Annotated in this window: 20 protein-coding genes and 2 tRNA genes; 7 read left to right on the top strand and 15 right to left on the bottom strand. The window is 43.7% G+C overall.

From position 1 onward, the window contains the following. The first annotated feature begins 38 nt into the window (after positions 1 to 38). Entirely contained in the window at positions 39 to 812 is a 774-nt protein-coding gene (locus tag AC9UG7_RS09300) for an outer membrane protein assembly factor BamD (RefSeq protein ID WP_509586903.1), read from the top strand. Here the strand turns inward: AC9UG7_RS09300 and yoaA are convergent. Genes yoaA through zapE form a run of 3 tightly spaced genes read right to left on the bottom strand, consistent with a single transcriptional unit; the run spans position 799 to position 4619 of the window. Next, positions 799 to 2820 carry a DNA repair helicase YoaA gene (gene yoaA, locus AC9UG7_RS09295; RefSeq protein WP_509586901.1) on the bottom strand — a complete coding sequence of 674 codons (2022 nt, stop codon included), beginning with the start codon at positions 2818 to 2820 and terminating at the stop codon, positions 799 to 801. The two genes, AC9UG7_RS09300 and yoaA, sit on opposite strands and share 14 nt — an antisense overlap. A gap of 12 nt (positions 2821 to 2832) precedes the next feature. Continuing rightward, entirely contained in the window at positions 2833 to 3525 is a 693-nt protein-coding gene (locus AC9UG7_RS09290; protein WP_509586899.1) for a hypothetical protein, read from the bottom strand. After that, the gene (zapE, locus tag AC9UG7_RS09285) at positions 3522 to 4619 is read right to left on the bottom strand and encodes a cell division protein ZapE (protein ID WP_509586897.1); all 1098 of its coding nucleotides are present in this window, start codon (positions 4617 to 4619) and stop codon (positions 3522 to 3524) included. Before zapE ends, AC9UG7_RS09290 begins: the two co-directional genes overlap by 4 nt. Before the next feature lie 16 nt (positions 4620 to 4635). Here zapE and AC9UG7_RS09280 point away from each other — a divergent pair, with 16 nt between their 5' ends. The 3 genes from AC9UG7_RS09280 (at position 4636) to AC9UG7_RS09270 (ending at position 6685) form a co-directional block, all read left to right on the top strand. Beyond that, a complete protein-coding gene (locus AC9UG7_RS09280) occupies positions 4636 to 5076 on the top strand; it encodes a cupredoxin domain-containing protein (protein ID WP_509586895.1) in 441 nt (146 codons plus the stop codon). 16 nt (positions 5077 to 5092) lie between these two features. Beyond that, positions 5093 to 5911, top strand: coding sequence for an FTR1 family iron permease (locus AC9UG7_RS09275; RefSeq protein WP_509586893.1), 819 nt, complete (start codon positions 5093 to 5095; stop codon positions 5909 to 5911). Between the two features lie 81 nt (positions 5912 to 5992). Continuing rightward, positions 5993 to 6685 carry a Bax inhibitor-1 family protein gene (locus AC9UG7_RS09270; protein WP_509586890.1) on the top strand — a complete coding sequence of 231 codons (693 nt, stop codon included), beginning with the start codon at positions 5993 to 5995 and terminating at the stop codon, positions 6683 to 6685. A 51-nt stretch (positions 6686 to 6736) separates the two neighbouring features. Here AC9UG7_RS09270 and rlmD read toward each other — a convergent pair whose 3' ends face one another. Genes rlmD through surE form a run of 4 tightly spaced genes read right to left on the bottom strand, consistent with a single transcriptional unit; the run spans position 6737 to position 10586 of the window. Next, positions 6737 to 8152: a 23S rRNA (uracil(1939)-C(5))-methyltransferase RlmD gene (gene rlmD, locus AC9UG7_RS09265; protein WP_509586888.1), complete on the bottom strand. Its 1416-nt coding sequence runs from the start codon at positions 8150 to 8152 to the stop codon at positions 6737 to 6739. An 11-nt stretch (positions 8153 to 8163) separates the two neighbouring features. After that, complete coding sequence (locus tag AC9UG7_RS09260) at positions 8164 to 9024, bottom strand: peptidoglycan DD-metalloendopeptidase family protein (RefSeq protein ID WP_509586886.1); 861 nt, start codon at positions 9022 to 9024, stop codon at positions 8164 to 8166. After that, positions 9025 to 9825, bottom strand: a complete 801-nt coding sequence (locus tag AC9UG7_RS09255; RefSeq protein WP_509586883.1) for a protein-L-isoaspartate(D-aspartate) O-methyltransferase — start codon at positions 9823 to 9825, stop codon at positions 9025 to 9027. Then, positions 9822 to 10586, bottom strand: coding sequence for a 5'/3'-nucleotidase SurE (gene surE / locus AC9UG7_RS09250; RefSeq protein ID WP_509586881.1), 765 nt, complete (start codon positions 10584 to 10586; stop codon positions 9822 to 9824). The genes AC9UG7_RS09255 and surE overlap by 4 nt, the downstream gene beginning before the upstream one ends. 89 nt (positions 10587 to 10675) lie before the next feature. Between surE and AC9UG7_RS09245 the strand changes: the two genes are divergently transcribed. Together AC9UG7_RS09245 and AC9UG7_RS09240 are read left to right on the top strand one after the other, a co-directional pair. Then, on the top strand, positions 10676 to 11653 hold the full coding sequence (locus AC9UG7_RS09245; protein ID WP_509586879.1) for an NADPH:quinone oxidoreductase family protein: 978 nt from the start codon (positions 10676 to 10678) through the stop codon (positions 11651 to 11653). Positions 11654 to 11902: 249 nt separating this feature from the next. After that, positions 11903 to 12334, top strand: a complete 432-nt coding sequence (locus tag AC9UG7_RS09240) for a urate hydroxylase PuuD (RefSeq protein ID WP_509586877.1) — start codon at positions 11903 to 11905, stop codon at positions 12332 to 12334. 92 nt (positions 12335 to 12426) lie between these two features. Here the strand turns inward: AC9UG7_RS09240 and AC9UG7_RS09235 are convergent, their stop codons facing one another. The 8 genes from AC9UG7_RS09235 to dnaE form a co-directional block, all read right to left on the bottom strand. Continuing rightward, complete coding sequence (locus AC9UG7_RS09235) at positions 12427 to 12984, bottom strand: YggT family protein (RefSeq protein ID WP_509586874.1); 558 nt, start codon at positions 12982 to 12984, stop codon at positions 12427 to 12429. Positions 12985 to 12990: 6 nt separating this feature from the next. Then, entirely contained in the window at positions 12991 to 14145 is a 1155-nt protein-coding gene (locus tag AC9UG7_RS09230; protein ID WP_509586872.1) for an aminotransferase class V-fold PLP-dependent enzyme, read from the bottom strand. A 40-nt stretch (positions 14146 to 14185) separates the two neighbouring features. Continuing rightward, a tRNA-His gene (locus AC9UG7_RS09225) sits at positions 14186 to 14261 on the bottom strand. Positions 14262 to 14303: 42 nt separating this feature from the next. Next, the gene (locus AC9UG7_RS09220) at positions 14304 to 16217 is read right to left on the bottom strand and encodes a peptidylprolyl isomerase (protein ID WP_509586869.1); all 1914 of its coding nucleotides are present in this window, start codon (positions 16215 to 16217) and stop codon (positions 14304 to 14306) included. A gap of 53 nt (positions 16218 to 16270) precedes the next feature. Beyond that, positions 16271 to 16346, bottom strand: a tRNA-Val gene (locus AC9UG7_RS09215). 14 nt (positions 16347 to 16360) lie between these two features. After that, a complete protein-coding gene (locus AC9UG7_RS09210) occupies positions 16361 to 16684 on the bottom strand; it encodes an HU family DNA-binding protein (protein WP_509587092.1) in 324 nt (107 codons plus the stop codon). Positions 16685 to 16808: 124 nt separating this feature from the next. After that, entirely contained in the window at positions 16809 to 17378 is a 570-nt protein-coding gene (gene pgsA / locus AC9UG7_RS09205) for a CDP-diacylglycerol--glycerol-3-phosphate 3-phosphatidyltransferase (RefSeq protein ID WP_509586867.1), read from the bottom strand. A 2-nt stretch (positions 17379 to 17380) separates the two neighbouring features. Continuing rightward, positions 17381 to 20842, bottom strand: a complete 3462-nt coding sequence (gene dnaE / locus AC9UG7_RS09200) for a DNA polymerase III subunit alpha (RefSeq protein WP_509586865.1) — start codon at positions 20840 to 20842, stop codon at positions 17381 to 17383. Between the two features lie 89 nt (positions 20843 to 20931). Here dnaE and trxA point away from each other — a divergent pair, with 89 nt between their 5' ends. Next, complete coding sequence (gene trxA, locus AC9UG7_RS09195) at positions 20932 to 21264, top strand: thioredoxin TrxA (RefSeq protein ID WP_509586863.1); 333 nt, start codon at positions 20932 to 20934, stop codon at positions 21262 to 21264. Positions 21265 to 21370 lie beyond the last annotated feature (106 nt).

Below are 21370 nucleotides of genomic sequence, written 5' to 3'. Positions count from 1 at the left end.
TTCAAAGGGTTAATGTGTTGAGATTTCTTTCATTATCAATGGTGTTGGTTTCTGCGCTTTTGGTTGCGTGTGCAACCGATGAAAAAGACGCAACCGCCAAAATGTCACCTGAGGAAATTTATGCCGAAGCCAAAGACATCATGAAGGGCAATGTCTATGACAAAGCCATCGTGTTGTTCGACAAACTTGAGGGCCGAGCAGCTGGCACCCCCTTGGCACAGCAGGCGCAGCTTGACAAAGCCTATGCGCAATATAAAAACGGGGATCGGATATCTGCGCTCATGACACTCGAACGGTTTATCAAACTCAATCCTGCCAACCCCGCCATTGACTATGCGCTGTATCTCAAAGGCACGATCAATTTCAATGATGACTTAGGTTTAATGTCTAAATGGTTCAAGCAAGATTTGGCTGAACGCGATCAGATGGCGGCACGTGACTCGTTTGAAGCCTACAAGGAACTGGTTACACGCTTTCCCAATTCTAAATATTCCTCGGATGCCTCTTTACGAATGCGTCATATTGTCAATATTTTGGCCCAATCAGAATTGAAAGTAGCCAGACACTATTTCAACAAAGGTGCATATGTTGCAGCTGTGAATCGGGCGCAAACCACCCTCAATGACTACCCCAACAGCGAGGCTGCGGAAACCGCGCTCATCATTCTTATCGATTCTTACCGGGCACTTGGCCTGACACAACTCAGCGAAGATACTGAAAGAGTGTTGAAAGCCTCTTTTCCTGACAGCAAATACTTTCCCCAATCGGTAACGAATAAACCTGAAAAGAAAAAATGGTTTAACTTTTGGTGATCGAAGCCAGTGCGCTCAACAAGTCGGGTAATTGATCCAGCCTTTTCATGGGCGGCAAGCTTGCTAATAAGCGTCTGCCGTAGCCTGTGCTTACCAAACGGTTATCGCAGATAACCAGTGCGCCGCGGTCTGTTTCACGCCGAATGAGACGTCCAGCGCCTTGCTTGAGCGAGACACCGGCTTCGGGTAAAAAGTAATCATTGAAGGAACTTCGGCCTTGCGACTCCAGTCTTTGACTGCGTGCTTCGACCATCGGGTCATTCGGCGGAGGAAACGGCAATTTATCAATAATGACCGCCTGCAAAGCGTCTCCGGGCACATCAAAACCTTCCCAAAAACTGGCTGTGGCCACAAGCACGCAGCCGCTAGCGCCAGGCTTTGTCGCATCTCTGAAACGCTGCATCAACTCACGCTTGGGATGCTCACCTTGGACCAATATGACCAATTCAGGCGTGTTTTGCGTTGCTGCTTGGAGCTGTTCGCCAATCACACGCAAGGCTCGTGTGGTTGTGGTCAACACCAAGGTGCGACCACCTAAAACACGCGCTACCTGCAAGGACAAATCGGCAACTTCAGCGCTATGGCCTGGATCTTTGGGCTCGACCATCAATCTCGGCACATGCAGCCACGCCTGGTCTTCATAGTTAAATGGGCTTTGCACTTGCAAAACTTGCGCATTCTTTAACCCACACGGCTCAGTAAACCAAGTCAGTTGAGCGTCCGACCCCAATGTGGCTGAGGTGAAAATCCAGCTTCGCGGTAAGGAAATCGGCTCACTGTTTTCCCCTGGAACCGTCAGCACTTCGGAATCCAGCAATTTATGTTGAACCACGTCTGCAATATCCAATGGCGCTTCGATGCAACGAAGTTGTGCGTTCACATCCAACCATCGAACGCAACCTGGGGCGCAGGGTCGGGAAAAATAATCGATCAAGCCAACAATATCTGACAAACGCTCGTGCAAGCGCTGAAAATCTGGGGCTGCGTCCATGACTTTTTCTATGGCTTCTTGCAGTACAGCGGCAGCATTGTTCACATCAACCATAGCATGTTGCCAGTCATGATCGTTGACTCCATGGGGCTGAGATTGGTTCCAGCGCAACTTTGTATTGGGAGATTGTTTGCCCACCACCAAACGCCAATCACGCACACTTTTTTCAAAAGCTCCCGTCAAGGTTTGCCAATCAACCAGTCCCCTCGCCCATTGCAGTCCTGCCGTCAACACATCCCGCGAGAGGTCAAGCAATTGGGCACTGCCTAGTTGCTTTCCTAAAAACTGAATACCAGTCTCATTCAACTGGTGCGCTTCGTCAAAAATGACAACCCGCACGGTTGGTAACAGTTCTGCCATGCCTGATTCGCGCACGGCCAGGTCAGCAAAGAACAAGTGATGGTTAATGACCACCACGTCAGCTGCCATGGCATCTCGCCGTGCCAGGTTGACATGGCAGTCCCGCCAATGCGGGCAAGTAGAACCCAGACAGTTATCTCTGCTGGAAGTAATCAAAGGAATAAGTTGTGAACGTTCATCCAGCGTTGCCACTTCTGCCAGGTCCCCGGTCAAGGTGGTTGTCGCCCATCGCTTGACAATGGCCAGCGTTTTGACAGATTGCTTGTCCGGCAAAGTCGCTGATTCGAGCGCCAATTCAAACCGCTGCTGACAAAGATAGCTGCCGCGCCCCTTTAGCATGGCCAATTTGACTGGCAGGCCTAAAGCCTGGATGACATCGGGAATATCACGGGCAAACAATTGATCCTGCAAAGTCTTGGTTGCGGTAGACACCAAAACACGTTCACCACTGAGCAAAGCAGGAACCAAATAGGCGAAGGTTTTTCCTACGCCAGTGCCAGCTTCAACCACCAGGGAGCCGCCGCTTTCAAGCGTGTGAGCAACTGCCATTGCCATCTCCGTCTGGCCTTGGCGTGGTTGAAAAAATGCGGTTGCGCGTGCCAAAGGACCATGGGGCGTGAACATTTCGCGCACCACATCGCTGAGTTTCTCAGTCAAACCGACTCCTGATCATTGAGTAATGTCTGTGGTTTTTGGCTTTGTTAAGGATCGCGGCGTGTTGCTTTGGTTGGCCGCATCCTTTGCCAAATTTTTTCTATGAGTTTCAGCTTCTTGCTGCTTGCGCTGATACTCTGCCCTTTTTCTCTCTACTTCCGCCGCTTTTTCCGCATGTTTGCGTTGACGCTCCTGAACCTCTTCTAAACGTTGCTGGTTTTTTTCACGGTTGGATTCAATTTCCAATTGTTTATTGAGGTAGTTTTCGTTTTTCTCCAAGTTCTCGTTCAGCTTGTCTATGTAGTCATTTTTCTTGTCTAAGCGCTCTTGGTCCTGCTGTATTTGTTTATCCAAACTTTGTTTTTCCTCATTCCGTATCAAAGCTTTGTCCCCGCGTTGCTGTCTGGCGGCATTGTTGATAACCAATTCGAGACTGCGCAGCTCGTTATCCACGGCTATTTTCTGATCAAGCGCATCTTGTTTACAGCTGTTGACTGCAAATTTTTTGTAGCACAACTTAAGAGATGCCTTGTACAGATCATCAGCAGCGATACGCTTTTCACGAATGATTTTTCGCTCTTTTTCAATATCTATTCCTTGCACTTGTTCCGCTTCAGAATTTGCAGGCGTTACTTCGCCGGGCGTGACAGCCGTGGCATGGATATGCATACTAGCAAGACAAGCAATGGAAAAAATACGAAATTTCATGTGAGTGAAGTATCCACCAATCGTCTGCCTTGGGTTAAGAATGTTGCCGATTGCATTTCTCTCAGTCGAGAAGCTGTTCGTGGAAATTCGTGCGACATGGGGCCATTTGCGTACAAGTCCTCGGGTTCAACCTCTGCTTGTATCACCAACTTGACGCGGCGGTCATACAACACATCGATCAACCATGTAAATCGACGCGCCTCGGACGACATTCGCACCTCCATTTTGGGAACGCCGCTGAGAAAAACCGTATGAAATTGACTGGCTATTTCGAGAAAATCGTTTTGCGAACGTGGCCCGCCGCATAAAACCTTGAAATCAAACCAGACCATGCCTCCGGCACGACGTTTCGCCCACAGTTTTCTTTCCTCAATCAGCAACAGGCCATCTTCATCAGGTGTCTCTGCCAATCGGTCAAAGGTTTGCTGCATGATGGATTCGGTATTGTCATTACACGGGGTCAAATACAACTGGGCTTGTTCCAGCATTCGGCCACGGTAATCCATACCGTTATCTACATTCAATACTTGCATAGTGGCGTTGAGTAAATCTATGGCTGGAAGCAATCTATCGCGGTGCAATCCATCCGGATACAACTCATCTGGTCGAAAATTGGAGGTCGTAATGAATCCAATGTCGTTGTTTTGCATGGCCACGAGCAATCGATGCAAGATCATGGCATCTGTGATGTCAGCAATATGAAACTCGTCGAAGCAAATCAGCTTGAAACGTTTGGCCATGCGTTCGCCCAACACATCCAGTGGATTGACAGTGCCTTGCAGGTCCCTCAACTCCCGATGCACTTCTCGCATGAACTCATGGAAATGCAAACGCGTTTTACGCTCAATGGGAACCGCTTTATAAAAACAGTCCATCAAAAAACTCTTTCCTCGCCCCACTCCACCATACAAATAAACACCCTGCGGAATATCAGGATGATTAATCAATTTTTTAAACTTATTAGCTCTTTTATGCTTGTAATCTGACCATTCGCTGGCACAGCGATCCAGTGCATTCACTGCCCGTAATTGAGCAGGATCGGGCAAAAATCCTCGGTTTTCCAGTTCTTGCTGGTAGGTTTCTAGGACGGACATGGCTCGCTATTGTGCCTTGAATTACCCTGAATTATTTCGGGTCAATGCAAATAAGAATAATTCGCAGTTAGAATTGGAGCATCTTTCAACTCTTCGGACCTTCGCCATGAACTTGTTTTTGATCCGCCGCTTTGTTTATGTCATTGCCTTTGGCCTGGGATTGACTGCTGTCACAGTCAGTGTCAAAGCACAGGAAATCGAGAAAACTATCACCATCAAAAACCACCAATTTGAGCCTGCTGAACTAAGAGTGCCAGCCAACCAGAAAATTAAATTGATTGTGCACAACCAGGACAGCAGTGCAGAGGAGTTCGAGAGCAAAACCCTCAAACGCGAAAAAGTTATTGCTGCCGGGGCCAAAGCAACGATTGTTATCGGACCTTTGAAAGCTGGTAAGTATGAATTCATGGGCGAATTTAATCCTGCCACCGCCAAAGGCGTGGTCATCGCAGAGTAAGCAGGAGAAGACCATCATGCTCGGTACTGGAATCATTGTTTTTAGAGAAACGCTGGAAGCCGCGTTATTTGTGGGTATTGTGGCGGCGTCCACCAAGGGCTTGGACAAGCGCTCTCGCTGGCTAAGCCTGGGTGTTGCCATGGGAATGGCTGGCTCACTGATCATGGCATCGGCCATGGAAAGTATCAGTAATTGGGCTGAAGGATTTGGTACCGATCTGGTGACAGCTTGTATTCTGGTCATTGCTTTAGCCATGTTGGCATGGCACTGCATCTGGGTGTCTGCCCACGCCAAAGACATGGTGAAAGATGCCAAGTCTCTAGGAAGCAATGTCGCCAACGGCAACAGCACCTTATGGGCCCTCAGTGTCGCCGTTGGTTTGTCTGTGCTGCGTGAAGGCGCTGAAACTGTATTGTTTGTCGGAGGTCTGGTCTCTGGCAGCACTGAATCGCCCACATTGATTGCATTCAGTGTCATGGCCGGTTTAGCTTTCGGCGCATTAGCAGGTTGGTTGGTATATGCCGGACTCGGTAAAGTCAAACCCCATCGCCTTTTTGCCGTCACCAATGTGCTGATTCTTTTGCTGGCTGGAAATCTTGCCAGCCAATTGGCCAAAACTTTGAACCAAGCTGACTGGATTCCCTATTTGAGTGACCTCGCATGGGACATCTCAGGTTTCTTGCCCAACGACTCTGCAGCCGGCATGTTGATGCATGGGATATTTGGGTATGACGCTAACCCTATGCAGTTACAGCTACTTTTTTATGCAATGGCTGTGGCTTTCATTTACTTGGCCACACGATTGGTGCAACAACGGACTCAATCCGCACACTGATACTCGATGGATATGATGAATGACCTTGTAATCTGCAATTTTGATAGCATATGATATAAATTGAACTCAACGGAGAATCAAATGACTGAACAAATTCAATCTATTTCCTACAGAGAACTGGGTATTGATACCAGCCAGAGAAACAAAGTATTGCGCAACACGTATTGGTTGCTTGCATTAACTTTGATCCCTACAGTTTTAGGGGCTTGGTTGGGTGTATCAACGGGATTAGGACAATTATTTTCAGGCGGTTTAGGCTTGGTTGTTTTCCTAGTCGGTTCATTCGGCTTCATTTATGCCATAGAGAAAACCAAAGACTCTGCCATGGGTATAGCCGTTTTGCTGGGCTTTACTTTTTTTATGGGCCTGATGATTTCCAGATTGATCGCAATGGTTCTGGGGTTTAAAAACGGCTCAGAACTGGTGATGATTGCGTTCGGTGGCACAGCGGGTGTCTTCTTTTTGATGGCCAGTCTGGCAACATTCATCAAGCGTGATATTTCTGGAATGAATAAGTGGCTTTTCGTTGGAGCCATCGTCTTGATGGTCGGAAGCATCATCAACATATTTGTAGGCTCATCGATTGGAATGATGGTTATCTCTATGTTGGCCATTGGAATTTTCAGTGCCTACATGCTCTACGATATCAAGCAAATCATTGATGGCGGTGAAACAAATTACATATCCGCCACACTTGCACTTTACTTAGATCTCATCAACGTGTTTCAAAGTCTATTAGCTCTTCTGGGCATCATGGGTGGCGAGAGAGACTAAATTATTTTTTTGGTCACGCAAGTCAATTCAAAAGACCCTTCGGGGTCTTTTTTAATTCAGGTCAAAAACTGTCATGCTTTCAACATGCGCAGTGTGAGGGAACATATTGACCATGCCAGTTGCGCTACACCTGTAAGAACCATACTGAGTCAAAACTTCGGCATCTCGCGCTAAAGTGGCAGGGTTGCAGCTGACGTAAACGATACGATCTGGCGGAACCCAATCACCTTTCACTGCTTCATCCTCTTGCATCAATCCGACCAAGGCTTTGACCAATGAAAAAGCGCCCTCACGTGGCGGGTCAATCAACCACTTAGAGTTACTACCGAAAAGTTTCAATTCATTTGGAGTGATTTCAAATAAGTTTTGACACTTAAATACAATGGAACATAAGGTTCTAGCATAGCTGGATACAGCATTTGTATTGAAAGTGACATTGTGGTTAGCCCATTTCAATAATTCTTGGCTACCTTCTACACCTGTTACTTTTCTGGCGTATCTAGCCATAGGTAAAGTGAAATTTCCAAGTCCACAAAACCAATCGATGACAGATTCGTCTGCTTCAATTTTCAACAGGGCTATTGCTTTAGAAACCAGCACCTTATTGATGGAGGGATTCACTTGCGTAAAGTCTGTCGGACGAAATAACATTCGCAATTGGAAATCAGGCAAGTCATAGAATAATTGTTTGTCCTCAACTGACGCTTGTTGCTGGTCAAGAAGAGTCACAGAATCTGGTCCACCCGATTGCAACCACCATTGAATCTGATGTTGGATTGCAAAAGCCTTAAGTTTGTTTAGATCTGAATCGCTCAAAGGAATAAGGTGGCGCAAAATAAGCGATGTCAGTTCGTCCCCGCAGGCCAATTCAATTTGCGGGCATTTATCCCTTGCCTCCAAATCTGCAATCAATTCTCTTAAAGGCAGTAGTAATTGGCTGACGTGAAGTGGCAATACCTTGCAACTTGACATGTCTGCCACATAACTACTTTTTCTCTCATGAAAACCTATCAATACCTTTGATTTTTTTGCAACATATTTGACTGACAGTCTCGCCCTAAAGCGGTAACCCCAATCAGGCCCCTGTAGCGGTCTAAACACCATTTCAGGTTTAACTTTTCCAATATGCAAAAGATTATCTTCAAGCACTCGCTGTTTCACCGCAATCTGTGAAGACATATTCAAGTGTTGCATTTTGCATCCGCCGCATGCGCCGGCGTGCAAGCCAAAATATTCACAATGGGGTTTTACTCTTTGCGAGCTAGATTTCAGTAAATTTTTTAAGGAACCTTGTTCCCAATTATTTTTTTTTCTGTGAATGTTGACTAAAACAGTTTCGAACGGAAGTGCACCTTCTACAAAAATAACTTTTCCATCTTCGCGATGTGCAATGCCTTGAGCCTCAAGATCTAGCGACTCAATAATCAAGCCGCAGTCGCTGGCAGTTGTTGAAATTTCATCATTCATTCATCTGTTACTCAACGCTGAGGTAATAATTTAAGTGGATCGATGGGCTTACCTTGTTTGCGAATTTCAAAATGCAGTTTTACTTGCTCTGAATCTGAATTCCCCATTTCAGCAATTTTTTGACCCTTTTTGATTGACTGATCCTCTCTTACCAACAAAGTCTGATTGTGCGCATATGCAGTCAAATAATTGTTACTGTGTTTCAAGATGACCAAATTACCATAACCTCTTAAACCCGAACCAGCATAGACAACGCGTCCGTCAGCAGAAGCTATCACCTCGTCACCCAGTTTGCCTGTAATGTCAATTCCTTTATTTTTAGATTCATCAAAAACCGATTGAATACTTCCGCTGGCAGGCCAAATAAAAATCACCCCGTCTTCATTCAATTCCGTCGCTGCGTTTGAGTTTGTGGGTGAGTTTTGGTTGCCTGTCGAAATTTCATGTCCGCCAGTTACTTGACCAGGAGGAGCGACGGGCTTGATCAACACCTGCTCAGTAGTCATTTCAGAGCCGGGAGGAATGACTCGAAGGACTTGCCCTACTTCGATCAGGTTGGGATTTTCAATTGAGTTCCAACGAATAATGTCACGCCAATTCTGTCCTTGATCCAGTCCGATTTTAATCAGCGTGTCCCCTGGTTTCACCGTGTAATAACCAGGCTTATTGACGGTCTCAGCGGGAACAGAATTTTTTGCAGATCGAATGGTTTCTGGGATTGGTTTAGGAGGCGTAGCTTTTACTTTTGCACGATCTTCAACCGGCGCTGGCGTACCTCTGCCAGCGGTCATACACCCAGAAACAATCAGAAGAACACTCCAAACAATCCAATGCCAATGATGTTTAGTTGAAATCAATTTAGAAATATTCATTCAATCAATGCCCGCTTTCAAGGGTACAAAATTCACCTGCTCTAAGATACTTTGTCGGATTTCGCCATTAATTTTATCGATGACGACCAAGCTCTGAATTCCTTTGCTCATAGACATAGGGGCAACTATTCGCCCGCCCTCATCTAATTGATCAATCCATGACTGAGGGATATTATCCCCTCCAGCCGCAGCAATGATGGCGGAATAAGGTGCGCCAACAGGATAACCCATCATGCCATCACCAAATAACAAATGTAAATTCGCTATGCGCATAGGACGCAAATTTTCTTTAGCCCTCTCATACAAGCCTTTGACTCTTTCAATGGAATAAACCTCTTTGGCCACATGACTAAGCAATGCCGCTTGGTAACCGCATCCCGTTCCAATTTCTAAAACACGTCCGAGCATGCCGTTGATGCGCAGATTTTTTCCCTGCCGAAGTAATTCAAGCATTCGGGCTACAACATTGGGTTTTGAGATAGTTTGTCCAAATCCAATAGGTAAACTTGTATCTTCGTAAGCCTGATTCGCGAGCGCAGTATCTAAAAATCTATGACGCTCTACGCGCTCTAAGGCGAGTAAAACCAAATTATCTTCAACGCCTGCTTCAGCCAGTCTTTTAACCATGTTTTTTCTAACAACTGAAGAATCCAATCCCAAACCACTGGCGGTTGATGCAACAGAATTCGTATGCTTTCCCGCTCTGCCACTTTCACTCCATTTCAAAGAAGAAATTGTGCTTGGGGCATTCCTCTGGGAAATATCATCTAATTTGGCAGGAAAACTTGGACGCTGTTTCATGCATCACTCTTGCATTTCTGTAGATAGGAATTCCAATTGTTTAATTCGGCGTGATCTGTCAAATCGACTTGTAAAGGTGTCACAGACACATGCCCCATGGAGGTAGCAAAAAAGTCTGTGTCATGTGCTTCGTCTTTGGCTGAGCCAGCGCCGCCTATCCAATACATGACTTCTCCTCTAGGGTTGGTTTGTGTGATAACCCTTTCGGCGGGATGTCGTCGTCCAAGCCTTGATGTCTTTGCAGATTTCAATTCGCCAATGGGCTTATTGGGGATATTGACGTTGAGTAACCAAGGCGTTGTGCCATGAGGGGGTAAATTCATCACATCCAAAATAAACTGCCTTGCCCATTCAGCAGCATCATCCACATGTGTCCACCCGCGCTCTACTTGGCTGAATGCGATCGCAGGGATTCCCATTAAATAACCTTCCATCGCTGCACCAACGGTTCCTGAATAAATCGTGTCATCACCCATGTTCGCGCCGTTGTTGATACCAGATATCACTAAGTCGGGCCTGTAGCCTAGCAAACCTGTTAAAGCAATATGCACACAATCTGCTGGCGTACCTGTGATGTACCGGAAACCATTGTCAGCATGACGAATATAAATCGGTGAATGTAGAGTCAGAGCGTTAGATTTAGCACTGTTATTTTGCTCTGGAGCTACAACCTCAACGTCGGCAATTTTTTTAATTGCGTTAAACAAAGCGATAATGCCTGGGGCTTGGTATCCATCATCATTTGAAATCAAAATTCTCATGAAAATCCCTGTAAAACTTGATTGTAGGGTCAGCCTGTCGCTTTTCTAAAACCACTCTGTATGTCTTTTTGAAATTGAAGGAACTTAATATGAAAGTCTGGCTTTGTGAGAATCCAATTGGTGTTGAAGCACTGACTTGGAAGGAATTGCCCGATCCCACGCCTTCTGCTACCGAAGTTTTGATCAAAATTCAAGCTGCAAGTCTCAACTTTCCAGATTTACTGATTGTTCAAAACAAATACCAAATGAAGCCGCCGCTACCTTTTGTTCCAGGATCAGAATTTGCAGGGACTGTGGTGGCTATAGGCAATGAAGTATCCAATTTACATGTAGGCCAATCTGTTGCCTGCCTGAGCGGCACGGGTGGATTTGGAACCCACACTTTAGCCTCAGCAAACCAGTGCATACCGTTACCTGAAAATTTTGATCCGGTAGATGCAGCCGCATTCATCATGATTTATGCCACCTCCTACCATGCACTCATTGACAGAGCCGAATTGAAGGCGAACGAGACTGTTCTTGTTTTAGGCGCAGCAGGAGGGGTAGGATCTTCTGCTATTCAAATTGCTAAGGCCGTTGGCGCTACTGTGATTGCAGCAGCATCAACTAAAGAAAAATGTGACTTCTGTTTAAATCTAGGCGCAGACTTTGCAATAAATTACAGCGAAGAAAATCTACGTGAAAAAATCAAAGAATTGACCAAAGGAAAAGGTCCTGATGTCATTTATGACCCTGTCGGCGGTGAGTTAACTGAACCGGCTTTCCGCTCTATCGCTTGGCGGGGCAGGTATTTAGTGGTTGGTTTTGCTGCAGGATCTATTCCCAATCTACCAATCAATTTAGTCTTACTCAAAGGGGCTTCTCTGGTTGGCGTGTTCTGGGGGGATTTTGCAAAACGTGAGCCAGTAAATAATGCGGCGATGATGAAAAAGTTGGTTGAATGGTATTTTGAAAAGAAAATTACGCCCCCCATTGACTCTACGCTGCCCATGGAGCAACTTCCACAAGCATTTGGCAGGATGAATTCACGCGCTGTGATGGGTAAATTGGTGATGGTAAACAAATAAAACAGCTGATGAAAAAATGGCAAAATAGGATTTGTACATGTTTCAATTTTGAAACAACCTGACTTTCGACAACTTTAAAGGTGCAATATGGCGCAAATACTTCAATCTCTCTACAAAACATTAGCCGCAGGCTTAGCTCTTCTCATCATCGTCATACTGATTGTTACTTCGATCACAGGAAATCCCATTCAATTCAGTCATGCTTGGGGTAGCTTTGTCTTTCGTTGGTTGCATGTTGCGTCTGGCATCATGTGGATTGGTTTGCTGTGGTACTTCAATTTTGTTCAAATCCCTTCGATGCCAAGTATTCCTGATGAACAAAAACCAGCCATCAGTAAAGTGATTGCACCAGCAGCACTTTTCTGGTTCCGCTATGCGGCATTAGCAACAGTCATTACAGGTTTGATTGTTGCTACCATGCAAGGCTACATCATTAGTGCTTTGACACTACAGCCTGGCGTGATTGCGATTGGACTTGGAATGTGGATTGCTTTAATCATGGCATTCAATGTCTGGTTCATCATCTGGCCTAACCAGAAAAAAGCGCTTGGAATTGTGGTGGTTGAAGCTCCTGAAAAAGCAAAAGCTGCCAGAACAGCTATGTTGACATCACGTGTCAACACATTGCTTTCAATTACCATGCTCTACATGATGGTTGCACAACAAAATGCTGGACTCTGATATATAAATTACCAGAAGTTAATTTCAATCAAAAAGCTGCTCATCTAAGAGCAGCTTTTTTTATTACGAAAATAATCTCATCTGCAATGAATTCAAAATAAGATTAATACTTTTATATTTACTAAAATGATATTTAGTAACTGTAAAAAAATAAGGCTAACAAGAACTGACAGATCAAATCCTGCAAGTTGTGGCGTGATTCTTCTGATTGGGGTCAGTATTGGACTTACCAAAATATCAAGGAAATATTTAATTTCTTCTCTGGCTGCTACCCAACTCATCAAAGCGTAAATAATGATGACTACCGTCAGACTTGAAATAACAGTGGAAATCAATTCAAAAAGACTGATTGCTATTACGACGCTCCCAGGGAAATGTCCTGTCAATAACAATGTTTGAAACAATACCAAAAGATATTGGAAAATAAAGGCGCAAAGCAAGCTGGCTGAGTCAAAATTACCCGACCTAGGCAATATTCTTCTCAAGGGTAATACAGCCCAATCAGTCACTTTAAAAACAAATTGACCCAGATTACCGCCCAATAAACTTAAATTAAATTTAATCAGGTAGCAATAAAATCGGAATAAAAACAACCCGATCCAAAAAGAACAAACTGTTTTCAGTAAAAAGTCAGCCAGTTGGGTGATCATCAAAAATCAGGCAGCCATAGCGACTTTTTCTTTAAATCCTAGGTGATCAAGTGCAGTAGATAAATGACCAATGCTTCGCTCTATATTATGAAGTTTTTCTAGCCCGAATAAACCGATTCTGAAGGTCATGAAATCTGCCGGCTCATCGCATTGAAGCGGTACACCGGATGCTGTTTGAAGACCCAAGGCCAAAAACTTTTTGCTGTTTTGGATCTCCGGATCAGATGTATAACTTACCACGACACCTGGCGCTTTAAAACCTTCTGCAGCAACACTTTGAATTCCTCTACCCTCAAGTAATTCCCTGACACGGGCACCTAATTCAATTTGCTCTTGCCTGACTTTTTCAAACCCATATGCCTGAGTTTCTTGCATGACCTTACGAAGTTGCGTGAGCGCATCTGTAGGCATGGTAGTGTGATAGGAGTGGGTCCCTTTTTCATAGCCTTCCATGATTTGAAGCCATTTTTTCAAATCGCAAGCAAAACTGGTACCTTGGGTAGTGTCAATGACCGTTCGGGCATGCTGGCTCAGCATGACCATTGCGCAACACGGGGACCCGCTCCATCCTTTTTGGGGTGCACTGATGATGACGTCAACACCAGTAGATTTCATGTCTACCCAAATTGCACCTGAGGCAATACAGTCCAAAACAAAAATTCCACCGTACTGATGAACAGCAGCGCAGACTTTCTTGATGTATTCGTCTGGCAATATGAGGCCCGCAGAAGTTTCTACATGGGGAGCAAAAACGACAGCAGGTTTTTCTTTTTCAATAGTGGCGACAACATCTTCAATTGGGCATGGAATCCAAGGAGCATTCTTTTCGGAACTCAAAGGCCGAGCTTTCAAAATGATAGCCTCAGAGGGAATGTCACCCATTTCAAAAATTTGGGACCAGCGATAACTGAACCAACCATTTCTAATCACCAAAACTTTTTTGTTTGTAGCGAATTGTCTGGCGACAGACTCCATACCAAAAGTACCACTGCCAGGCACAAGTACAGTGGAATGAGCGTGGTATACGTCTTTGAGTATTTTCGATATGTCTTTCATCACGCCCTGAAAACGCTGAGACATGTGATTCAATGCTCGGTCCGTGTAAACAACGGAGAACTCAAGCAATCCATCAGGATCAATTTCAGGGACTAGTCCAGGCATTTGAGAACTCCGATGATTTTAGATAAATGAGGGAATGTACTGGGGTGGCTGATGGGGCTCGAACCCACGACAACAGGAATCACAATCCTGGACTCTACCAACTGAGCTACAGCCACCACGAAACCATTATAACTAGCAATTCAGATTCTTTAGAGTCACTACTTCATCAGCATACTTTGATCAGGCGCAGGTTCGTAAATAGAAACTTTCAACACATTTTTCAAATAACTAAAGTAAGCTTGATTTTCTGCACCTGACCAGGATTTGATAAATTTTTGCTTCAATTCAGGCGTTTTAACCTGAGTTGTCGCTGGCAAAATTTTATTAACCTTGACAATACCATAACCCCTGGAACCTAAATCAATGCCTGAAATGACTGGTAATTTGGCGGGATCTACTCGCAAGGCTTCATCTAGCAAGTTAGCGGGTAGTTTCATATTTTGATCCCTACTCAATATAACTGGTGCTTGCCACTGAGCCTTCTCGGGGTTCTTTTTCCATTGCTCCAATTTGGCCAGACCATCTTCCTTTGCTAGCGCAATCGACTTTTGATTTAAAACTGCTTGAACCACAATGGGTTTGACTTCCTCTAAGGAAAGGAAATTGGAGGGGTGATACTTTGTAATTCTTGCTGAAACCAGTTGATTAGGCCCAAACTCAATAGCCTCTGTGTTTCTCAAAGTCTTGATACTTTCAGGTGAAAAAAGCGTCTTTAAAACATTAGGATTAGAGATCGCAATTTTATTTTCTGACTTTGAATCTCGGGTAATGTTCACCGCCGTTTGTATATCAAGCTTAAGTTTTTGAGCAACAGACTTGAAGTTGTCTGATTGCTCGTAAACCATATTGGTAAATTGCTCTGCAATTTCAGCATATTTTTTTTGTGCCAGTTGCTTTTTTAAATCCGCTTCCAAAGTGGCTTTCAATTGTTGAAAATTCGCACCAGTCGCAGACTTGATATCGGTCAATTGAATGATGTGGAAACCAAAATCTGATTCAACTATGCCGCTGATTTCGCCTTTTTTCATAGCATATGCTGCTTCCTCAAAAGGCTTCACCATGGCACCCTTCGCAAAAAATCCAAGATCACCGCCATTCGGTGCTGAACCAGGATCCTGGGAATTTTTCTTTGCAACTTCAGAGAACTGGCTAGGGTTTTTTTTCACCTGTTCAAGAAGACTCAATGCCTTTTCTCTGGCTTTGGACTTTTCAGTGTCGGAGCTTTCCTTAGGGGCATTAATTAAAATATGGCTGGCTCGACGCTCTTCTTTTGAAGCTAAGTTCGTTTCATTTTGCTCAAAATATTTTTTAATTTCGGCTTCAGAAACTGTGATGGTTTTTTCAACAGATTCTTGACTCAAAACGACGTATTCAATGTCTGCAGACTCAATGGATTTGTAGTCGTCTTTGTGAGTGTTAAAGAATTTAAGAACTTCATCATCAGTAGGTTTAGCTTGATCGATATAGTCTGAGCCTGAAAAAATGGCGACTTGAATTTCTCTTTGTTGAAAATAGGCATCCAATGCTGTGTCCATTTGAGCTGGCAAGAAGACACTGCTTTGCGTAACACCATTTACAACTTGTTTGACTGCAATATCAGATCGCAAACGGCCTTCAAAAATTTCGGGTGACATACCTTGGCCTGCTAAAAGTTGTTTGTACTTTTCTAAATCAAGGGATCCATCTGGTTTTCTAATAGAGGCTAGAACTTCCATTTCAGCTATGGATTGGGCAACCTTATCATCTGAGACTTTGACATTTAATTTTCGAACACTTGCTTCCAAAACCCTAGACTGCACCATTCTTTCAAGAACACCATACTTAACTGAAGGCGTATCAAACATACTGACATCTATATTCGGCATGGAAGCTCGCATGCGTGTGATTTCAGCTTGATGAGCCTTGTCCCAGTCGTCCTGAGAAATATCAATGCCATCCACCGTTGCAACAACTTTACCTTGTCCATTGAATCGCTTGTAACCATCGATACCAAACAACACAAATGAAGGAAAAATGAGAATGATCAGCAAAATTTGCATGATCTTTTTATGGTTGCGTATGAAATCAAACATGGCGGCTATGTGAGTTAAAAAAGAAAAGGCGAACAGTGTTCGCCTAGGTGAGTTGGTGGGTGCTGACGGTCTCGAACCGCCGACCTACGCCGTGTAAAGGCGCCGCTCTACCAACTGAGCTAAGCACCCCACCGTGATCTCTTTCAGTTCAAAGCATCTTTCAAGGCCTTGCCAGGACGGAACTTTGGAACCGATGCGGCTTTAATTGTAATAGCAGCGCCAGTTGCAGGATTGCGACCGGATCTTTCAGCCCGCTTTGTTACCTCAAAAGTGCCAAAACCAACTAAGGAGACGGCATTTCCCTTTTTTAATGAAGCCGTGATGGCGTCAATGGTAGATTCAAGTGCGCGTGTTGCTGCAGCCTTAGATATATCAGCTTCAGATGCAATATGTTCAATGAGTTCAGATTTATTCACAAAGGCCCCTTTGACAACAGGTGTGTTTTGTTCGGTTGATAAAAGTGTCACAGACGAAGGAGTTTGGAAAAATTCGTGATTTGACAGAAAGTACAGCAGCTGTAACGAAAAGTGCAATCCAGAAAACCAACCCTTCGAAAAAACACAAGCATATTCTAGATGGTTTTTTATTTACTCATTTATTTGCATTTTCTCTGATGAATGGTATCGCTTTTTTCATATAAAAAATCATTGACCAGATGGTCAAAATTGAAGCTAGCCAAATGAGAAGGTTACCCCAAAATCCAGTAGAAATAGTTCCAAATAAGACGCCGTCATAAATTAAAAACGGAATAGCGACCATTTGTACTGTGGTCTTCAGCTTTCCAATCATGTGCACAGCTACTGACTTGTATGCGCCTATTTGAGCCATCCATTCACGCAAAGAGGAAATCGCAATTTCACGACCAATAATCAACAGTGCAACAATGACATCCACTCGTCCGAGGTCAACCAAGACAAGCAAGCTTGCACAAACTAAAAATTTATCGGCCACTGGATCTAAGAATGCCCCGAAAGCAGAAGTCTGATTAAGTCTTCGCGCCAAAAAACCGTCCAGCCAGTCTGTAAGCGCAAAGACAACAAACATGCAAGTAGCTATCAAATTACGCGTGCCCATATCCAATGGCCAGTGAAATACCCATACCAGCAAGGGTATGGCAATGATCCTTGTCCAGGTCATGATGGTTGGCAGATTAAAAAACATAGCTAATGGTAAATAATTCGAGAATCAACTGTTCGGAAATTTGACTTTAAATGAGTCAAGAATTCATCAGACGGATAGACTTTTGCTTTTTCACCTAACTGAAATTCAACTTCACCTTGTTCAAGTTCTAAATGTAATCTAACCCCGAGCAAAGAAGAATTTGGCAGCGTAGGTATCGAAAAGATATGCTGGGTGTGTAATTTCAAATATTCAGATATTTCATTGGTCTTTTTCTGAATGGAAATCATCAAATATTTTCCAAAATGACATCTTGCTTGTGTCAAATCCATCACTTCAAGCAAGCTGACTCGCAAACCTGTATTTCGCCTGTCGCTTTGGACCTTAACTAGCGCAATGATTAATTGATCTTCCTTAATGAAATTCTTGAACTTATTGAAAACCAAATCATCGCAAGTAATTTCTATTGAATTGCTGCCATCATCCAATATAAAAATATTTAATCTCCCTTTGGCAGTATTGATTGATCTTTCAGACCTGACAATGCCAGCGACCCATTGCGGTTCTCGGCTTTCTGTGATGTCAGTTAACCTTGAATTGATGAAAGATTTGACTTCACTTTCGACCTCATCGAATAAATGCCCTGACAAATGGAAACCTAAAGCAGATTTTTCTTGAGTTAATTTTTCCCTGATACCCCATTCTTGCTGTGTGATTAACTGCGGTTCTTTGGTGCTAGATCCATGCTCATCACCTAAGTCAAAAAGTCCAGCCTGATTGAGATTATTTTCTTGAGAATTAGCAAACTCAAGCGCCAAACCGACTGAAGAAAGAAGTTCGCTCCTGTTAGACCAAATCTTGTCAAAGGCGCCGGCCTTGATCAGAGCTTCTAAAGTACGTTTATTGACTTTATTTCGATCAACCCTGGAACAAAAGTCAAACAGACTTTGAAACAGTCCTGTCTTAGATCGGGTATTACAAATATCTTCAATGGCAGCTTGCCCTGTTCCTTTAATTGAACCCAACCCGTATCGGATAGATTTACTGGATACTGGTACAAAACCATATTCACCAGAATTTATATCAGGAAATTCAAAAGTAATTCCCATCTCAAGCGCATCATCGTAAAGAATTTTTAGCTTATCCGTGTCATCCATCTCAACAGTCATATTTGCGCTAAAAAACTCCGATGGGAAATGAACTTTAATCCAAGCGGTGTGGTAAGCCAATAGCGAATAAGCTGCCGCATGTGATTTATTGAATCCGTAGCCAGCGAATTCCTCCATCAAATCAAAAATAGCATCGGCTTGTGCAGTAGAAATTTGGTTTTTGGCAGCACCCTCTCTGAATACGGATCTGTGTAATGCCATTTCATCCGCTTTTTTCTTTCCCATTGCACGCCTGAGGAGATCAGCGCCACCCAGTGAATAACCGCCAAGCACCTGCGCTATTTGCATCACTTGTTCTTGATAAACCATGATTCCGTAGGTTTCAGACAATATAGGTTCAGCCAAAGAATGGGGGTACTTGACCTCTTCTCTTCCATGTTTTCGTGCAACGAAACTTGGAATCAGACTCATGGGACCGGGTCTGAATAATGCATTTAGAACGATTAAATCCTCCAAACGACTGGGTTTTGCATCCTTCAGCATTGCCTGCATGCCCCTGCTTTCAAATTGAAAAACCGCTTCAGTTTTTCCTTTAGAAAATAGTTCATAGGTTGCAGGATCATCAAGTGCGATGGATTCATATGAAAAATGTTGGTGTTCGGGATAACGTGAAACTATGAAATCTTTTGCTTTTTCAAGTATGGTTAAAGTTGCAAGGCCTAAGAAGTCAAATTTGACCAAGCCTATGGACTCAACATCATCTTTATCAAATTGGCTGACTGCGGCAGGGCTGCCAGGTTGCTGATACAGCGGACAAAAATCTGTCAGCTGTCCTGGGGCTATCAATACACCCCCTGCGTGCATTCCAATATTTCTGGTTAATCCCTCAAGCTTTTGTGCCAAATTAATTAGTATTTTTACTTCATCCTCCTGCTTGAATCGATGAGACAGGATGGGTTCTTGCTCCATAGCCAAAGCAATCGTCATAGGTTGTCCAGGCTTGTTTGGAATTAACTTCGATAAGCCTTCACAAAAAGAATAACTCATATCTAAAGCTCTACCAACATCACGTATGGCTGCGCGAGCCGCCATAGTTCCGAAAGTGACAATTTGACTCACTGCTTCACGGCCATATTGATTCTTTACATAGTCAATGACTCGGTCCCTGTTCAATTGACAAAAATCGATATCAAAGTCGGGCATGGATACCCGCTCAGGATTGAGAAATCGCTCAAAAAGCAAGTTGTATTTAAGTGGGTCAAGATCGGTGATGTTTAAGGCGAACGCCACTAAAGAGCCTGCTCCCGATCCCCGACCAGGTCCTACAGGACATCCATTTTTTTTAGCCCAATTAATGAAATCACTGACAATTAAAAAATAACCTGGAAACCCCATTTCCAAAATTGTTTTAATTTCAAAATCAAGTCGGTCGACGTAAATGTGTTTGTGCTTCTCACGTTCAGTCAGATCTGGGAACAACATAGCCAAACGGTTAGCTAGACCTTCATAGGAAACTTCTCTGAAATAAATATCAACGGGTTTTGCTGTCCCTTCAATCACTGGCGTAGGAAAAGCTGGCAATTGCGGTTTACCTAATGTCAAACTCAAATTGCAACGCTTTGCAATCTCAGCACTGTTTGATATTGCTGATGGGATATCTTTAAAGAGTTCCAACATCTGCGATGTCGATTGAAAAAATTGTTCCCGCGTGAATCTGCGCATACGTTTAGGATTGCCGAGTATTTCTCCGTGAGAAATACACACCCTTGTTTCGTGCGCATCAAAGTCCTCAGGTTTTAGATATTGGATGGCATGGGTAGCTACAACAGGTAATTGCAAATCTGAAGCCAGTTCTAAAGCTTGTGAAATATAAATTTCGTCATCAACACGCCCACACCGTTGTAATTCAATATAAAAGCTATCTTTAAAAACATTTGCTATTTCAATAGCTATTTCTTGTGCGCTATGACGGTTGCCGACTTTCAACGTTTGCCCTAGGGGTCCATGCTGTGCGCCGGACAACAAAATTAAGCCGTCAGAAAATTTAACTACTTCAGCCCAATTGAGACAAGGTTGATTCTTACCAGCCTGATCTGTCCAAAGCATGGTCAATAACTTAGATAGGTGAAAGTATCCTTTTTCATTTTTGACCAAAAATACCAATTTAGAAAGCTCGTCGAGCCCCGGAAATAACACATGAATTTCACTTCCAAGAATAGGTTTGATACCAACCTTTCTGCAAGCTGTATAAAATTTGACTGCAGCAAAAAGATTATTGAGATCAGTGATGGCGATAGCAGTTTGATGATCTGATACTGCTGCATCAACAACTTCTTCAATGCGGCATGTACCGTCAGTGATTGAAAATTCCGTATGAAGTCGCAAGTGAGTAAACATCAGAACATTCTAGAGAAATAAATTTGATTTTTTCTTTCTCGCCTATGCCCAATGAAATTATCTTAAAATGTCTTAAACAAAGGAAAAACATGGCAAACGAACTCATCAAACATGTCACTGATAGCACTTTTGAATCAGTTGTCATTGATTCTAAAGACACTGTTTTGGTTGATTTTTGGGCAGAGTGGTGTGGTCCGTGCAAAATGATTGCTCCAGTCCTTGATGATGCTGCTACTACTTACAAAGACAAGTTGCAAATAACCAAAATGAATGTCGATGACAACAGAGATATTCCAGCCAAATTTGGAATACGCGGCATTCCTACCTTGATGCTTTTTAAAAATGGCCAACTTGCTGCAACAAAAGTCGGGGCAATGAGTAAAGCCCAACTCACGGAGTTTCTTGAACAACAACTTGCCTGAATTTTCCCATGTTTTTTTCGTGCCATAATAAGACCACGTGATTACTGCGTACTCCCTCAGCAGTCATTCACGTTCTCATTGCAGACTTTCAGTCTGATCACTTCCC

The organism is Limnohabitans sp. (assembly GCF_046052765.1).
Taxonomy (GTDB): Bacteria; Pseudomonadota; Gammaproteobacteria; order Burkholderiales; family Burkholderiaceae_C; genus Limnohabitans.
This window is presented reverse-complemented; position numbering and strand designations above follow the sequence as displayed.

Bases quoted from the DNA above. Each gene is read 5' to 3' on its own strand.
- AC9UG7_RS09260 (WP_509586886.1), bottom strand. From the start codon at position 9,024: ATGAATATTTCTAAATTGATTTCAACTAAACATCATTGGCATTGGATT.
- AC9UG7_RS09230 (WP_509586872.1), bottom strand. From the start codon at position 14,145: ATGCCTGGACTAGTCCCTGAAATTGATCCTGATGGATTGCTTGAGTTC.
- AC9UG7_RS09235 (WP_509586874.1), bottom strand. From the start codon at position 12,984: ATGATCACCCAACTGGCTGACTTTTTACTGAAAACAGTTTGTTCTTTT.
- trxA (WP_509586863.1), top strand. From the start codon at position 20,932: ATGGCAAACGAACTCATCAAACATGTCACTGATAGCACTTTTGAATCA.
- rlmD (WP_509586888.1), bottom strand. From the start codon at position 8,152: ATGAATGATGAAATTTCAACAACTGCCAGCGACTGCGGCTTGATTATT.
- AC9UG7_RS09270 (WP_509586890.1), top strand. From the start codon at position 5,993: ATGACTGAACAAATTCAATCTATTTCCTACAGAGAACTGGGTATTGAT.
- AC9UG7_RS09240 (WP_509586877.1), top strand. From the start codon at position 11,903: ATGTGGATTGGTTTGCTGTGGTACTTCAATTTTGTTCAAATCCCTTCG.
- AC9UG7_RS09245 (WP_509586879.1), top strand. From the start codon at position 10,676: ATGAAAGTCTGGCTTTGTGAGAATCCAATTGGTGTTGAAGCACTGACT.
- AC9UG7_RS09290 (WP_509586899.1), bottom strand. From the start codon at position 3,525: ATGAAATTTCGTATTTTTTCCATTGCTTGTCTTGCTAGTATGCATATC.
- AC9UG7_RS09220 (WP_509586869.1), bottom strand. From the start codon at position 16,217: ATGTTTGATTTCATACGCAACCATAAAAAGATCATGCAAATTTTGCTG.
- zapE (WP_509586897.1), bottom strand. From the start codon at position 4,619: ATGTCCGTCCTAGAAACCTACCAGCAAGAACTGGAAAACCGAGGATTT.
- AC9UG7_RS09300 (WP_509586903.1), top strand. From the start codon at position 39: ATGGTGTTGGTTTCTGCGCTTTTGGTTGCGTGTGCAACCGATGAAAAA.
- dnaE (WP_509586865.1), bottom strand. From the start codon at position 20,842: ATGTTTACTCACTTGCGACTTCATACGGAATTTTCAATCACTGACGGT.
- pgsA (WP_509586867.1), bottom strand. From the start codon at position 17,378: ATGTTTTTTAATCTGCCAACCATCATGACCTGGACAAGGATCATTGCC.
- surE (WP_509586881.1), bottom strand. From the start codon at position 10,586: ATGAGAATTTTGATTTCAAATGATGATGGATACCAAGCCCCAGGCATT.
- AC9UG7_RS09255 (WP_509586883.1), bottom strand. From the start codon at position 9,825: ATGAAACAGCGTCCAAGTTTTCCTGCCAAATTAGATGATATTTCCCAG.
- AC9UG7_RS09275 (WP_509586893.1), top strand. From the start codon at position 5,093: ATGCTCGGTACTGGAATCATTGTTTTTAGAGAAACGCTGGAAGCCGCG.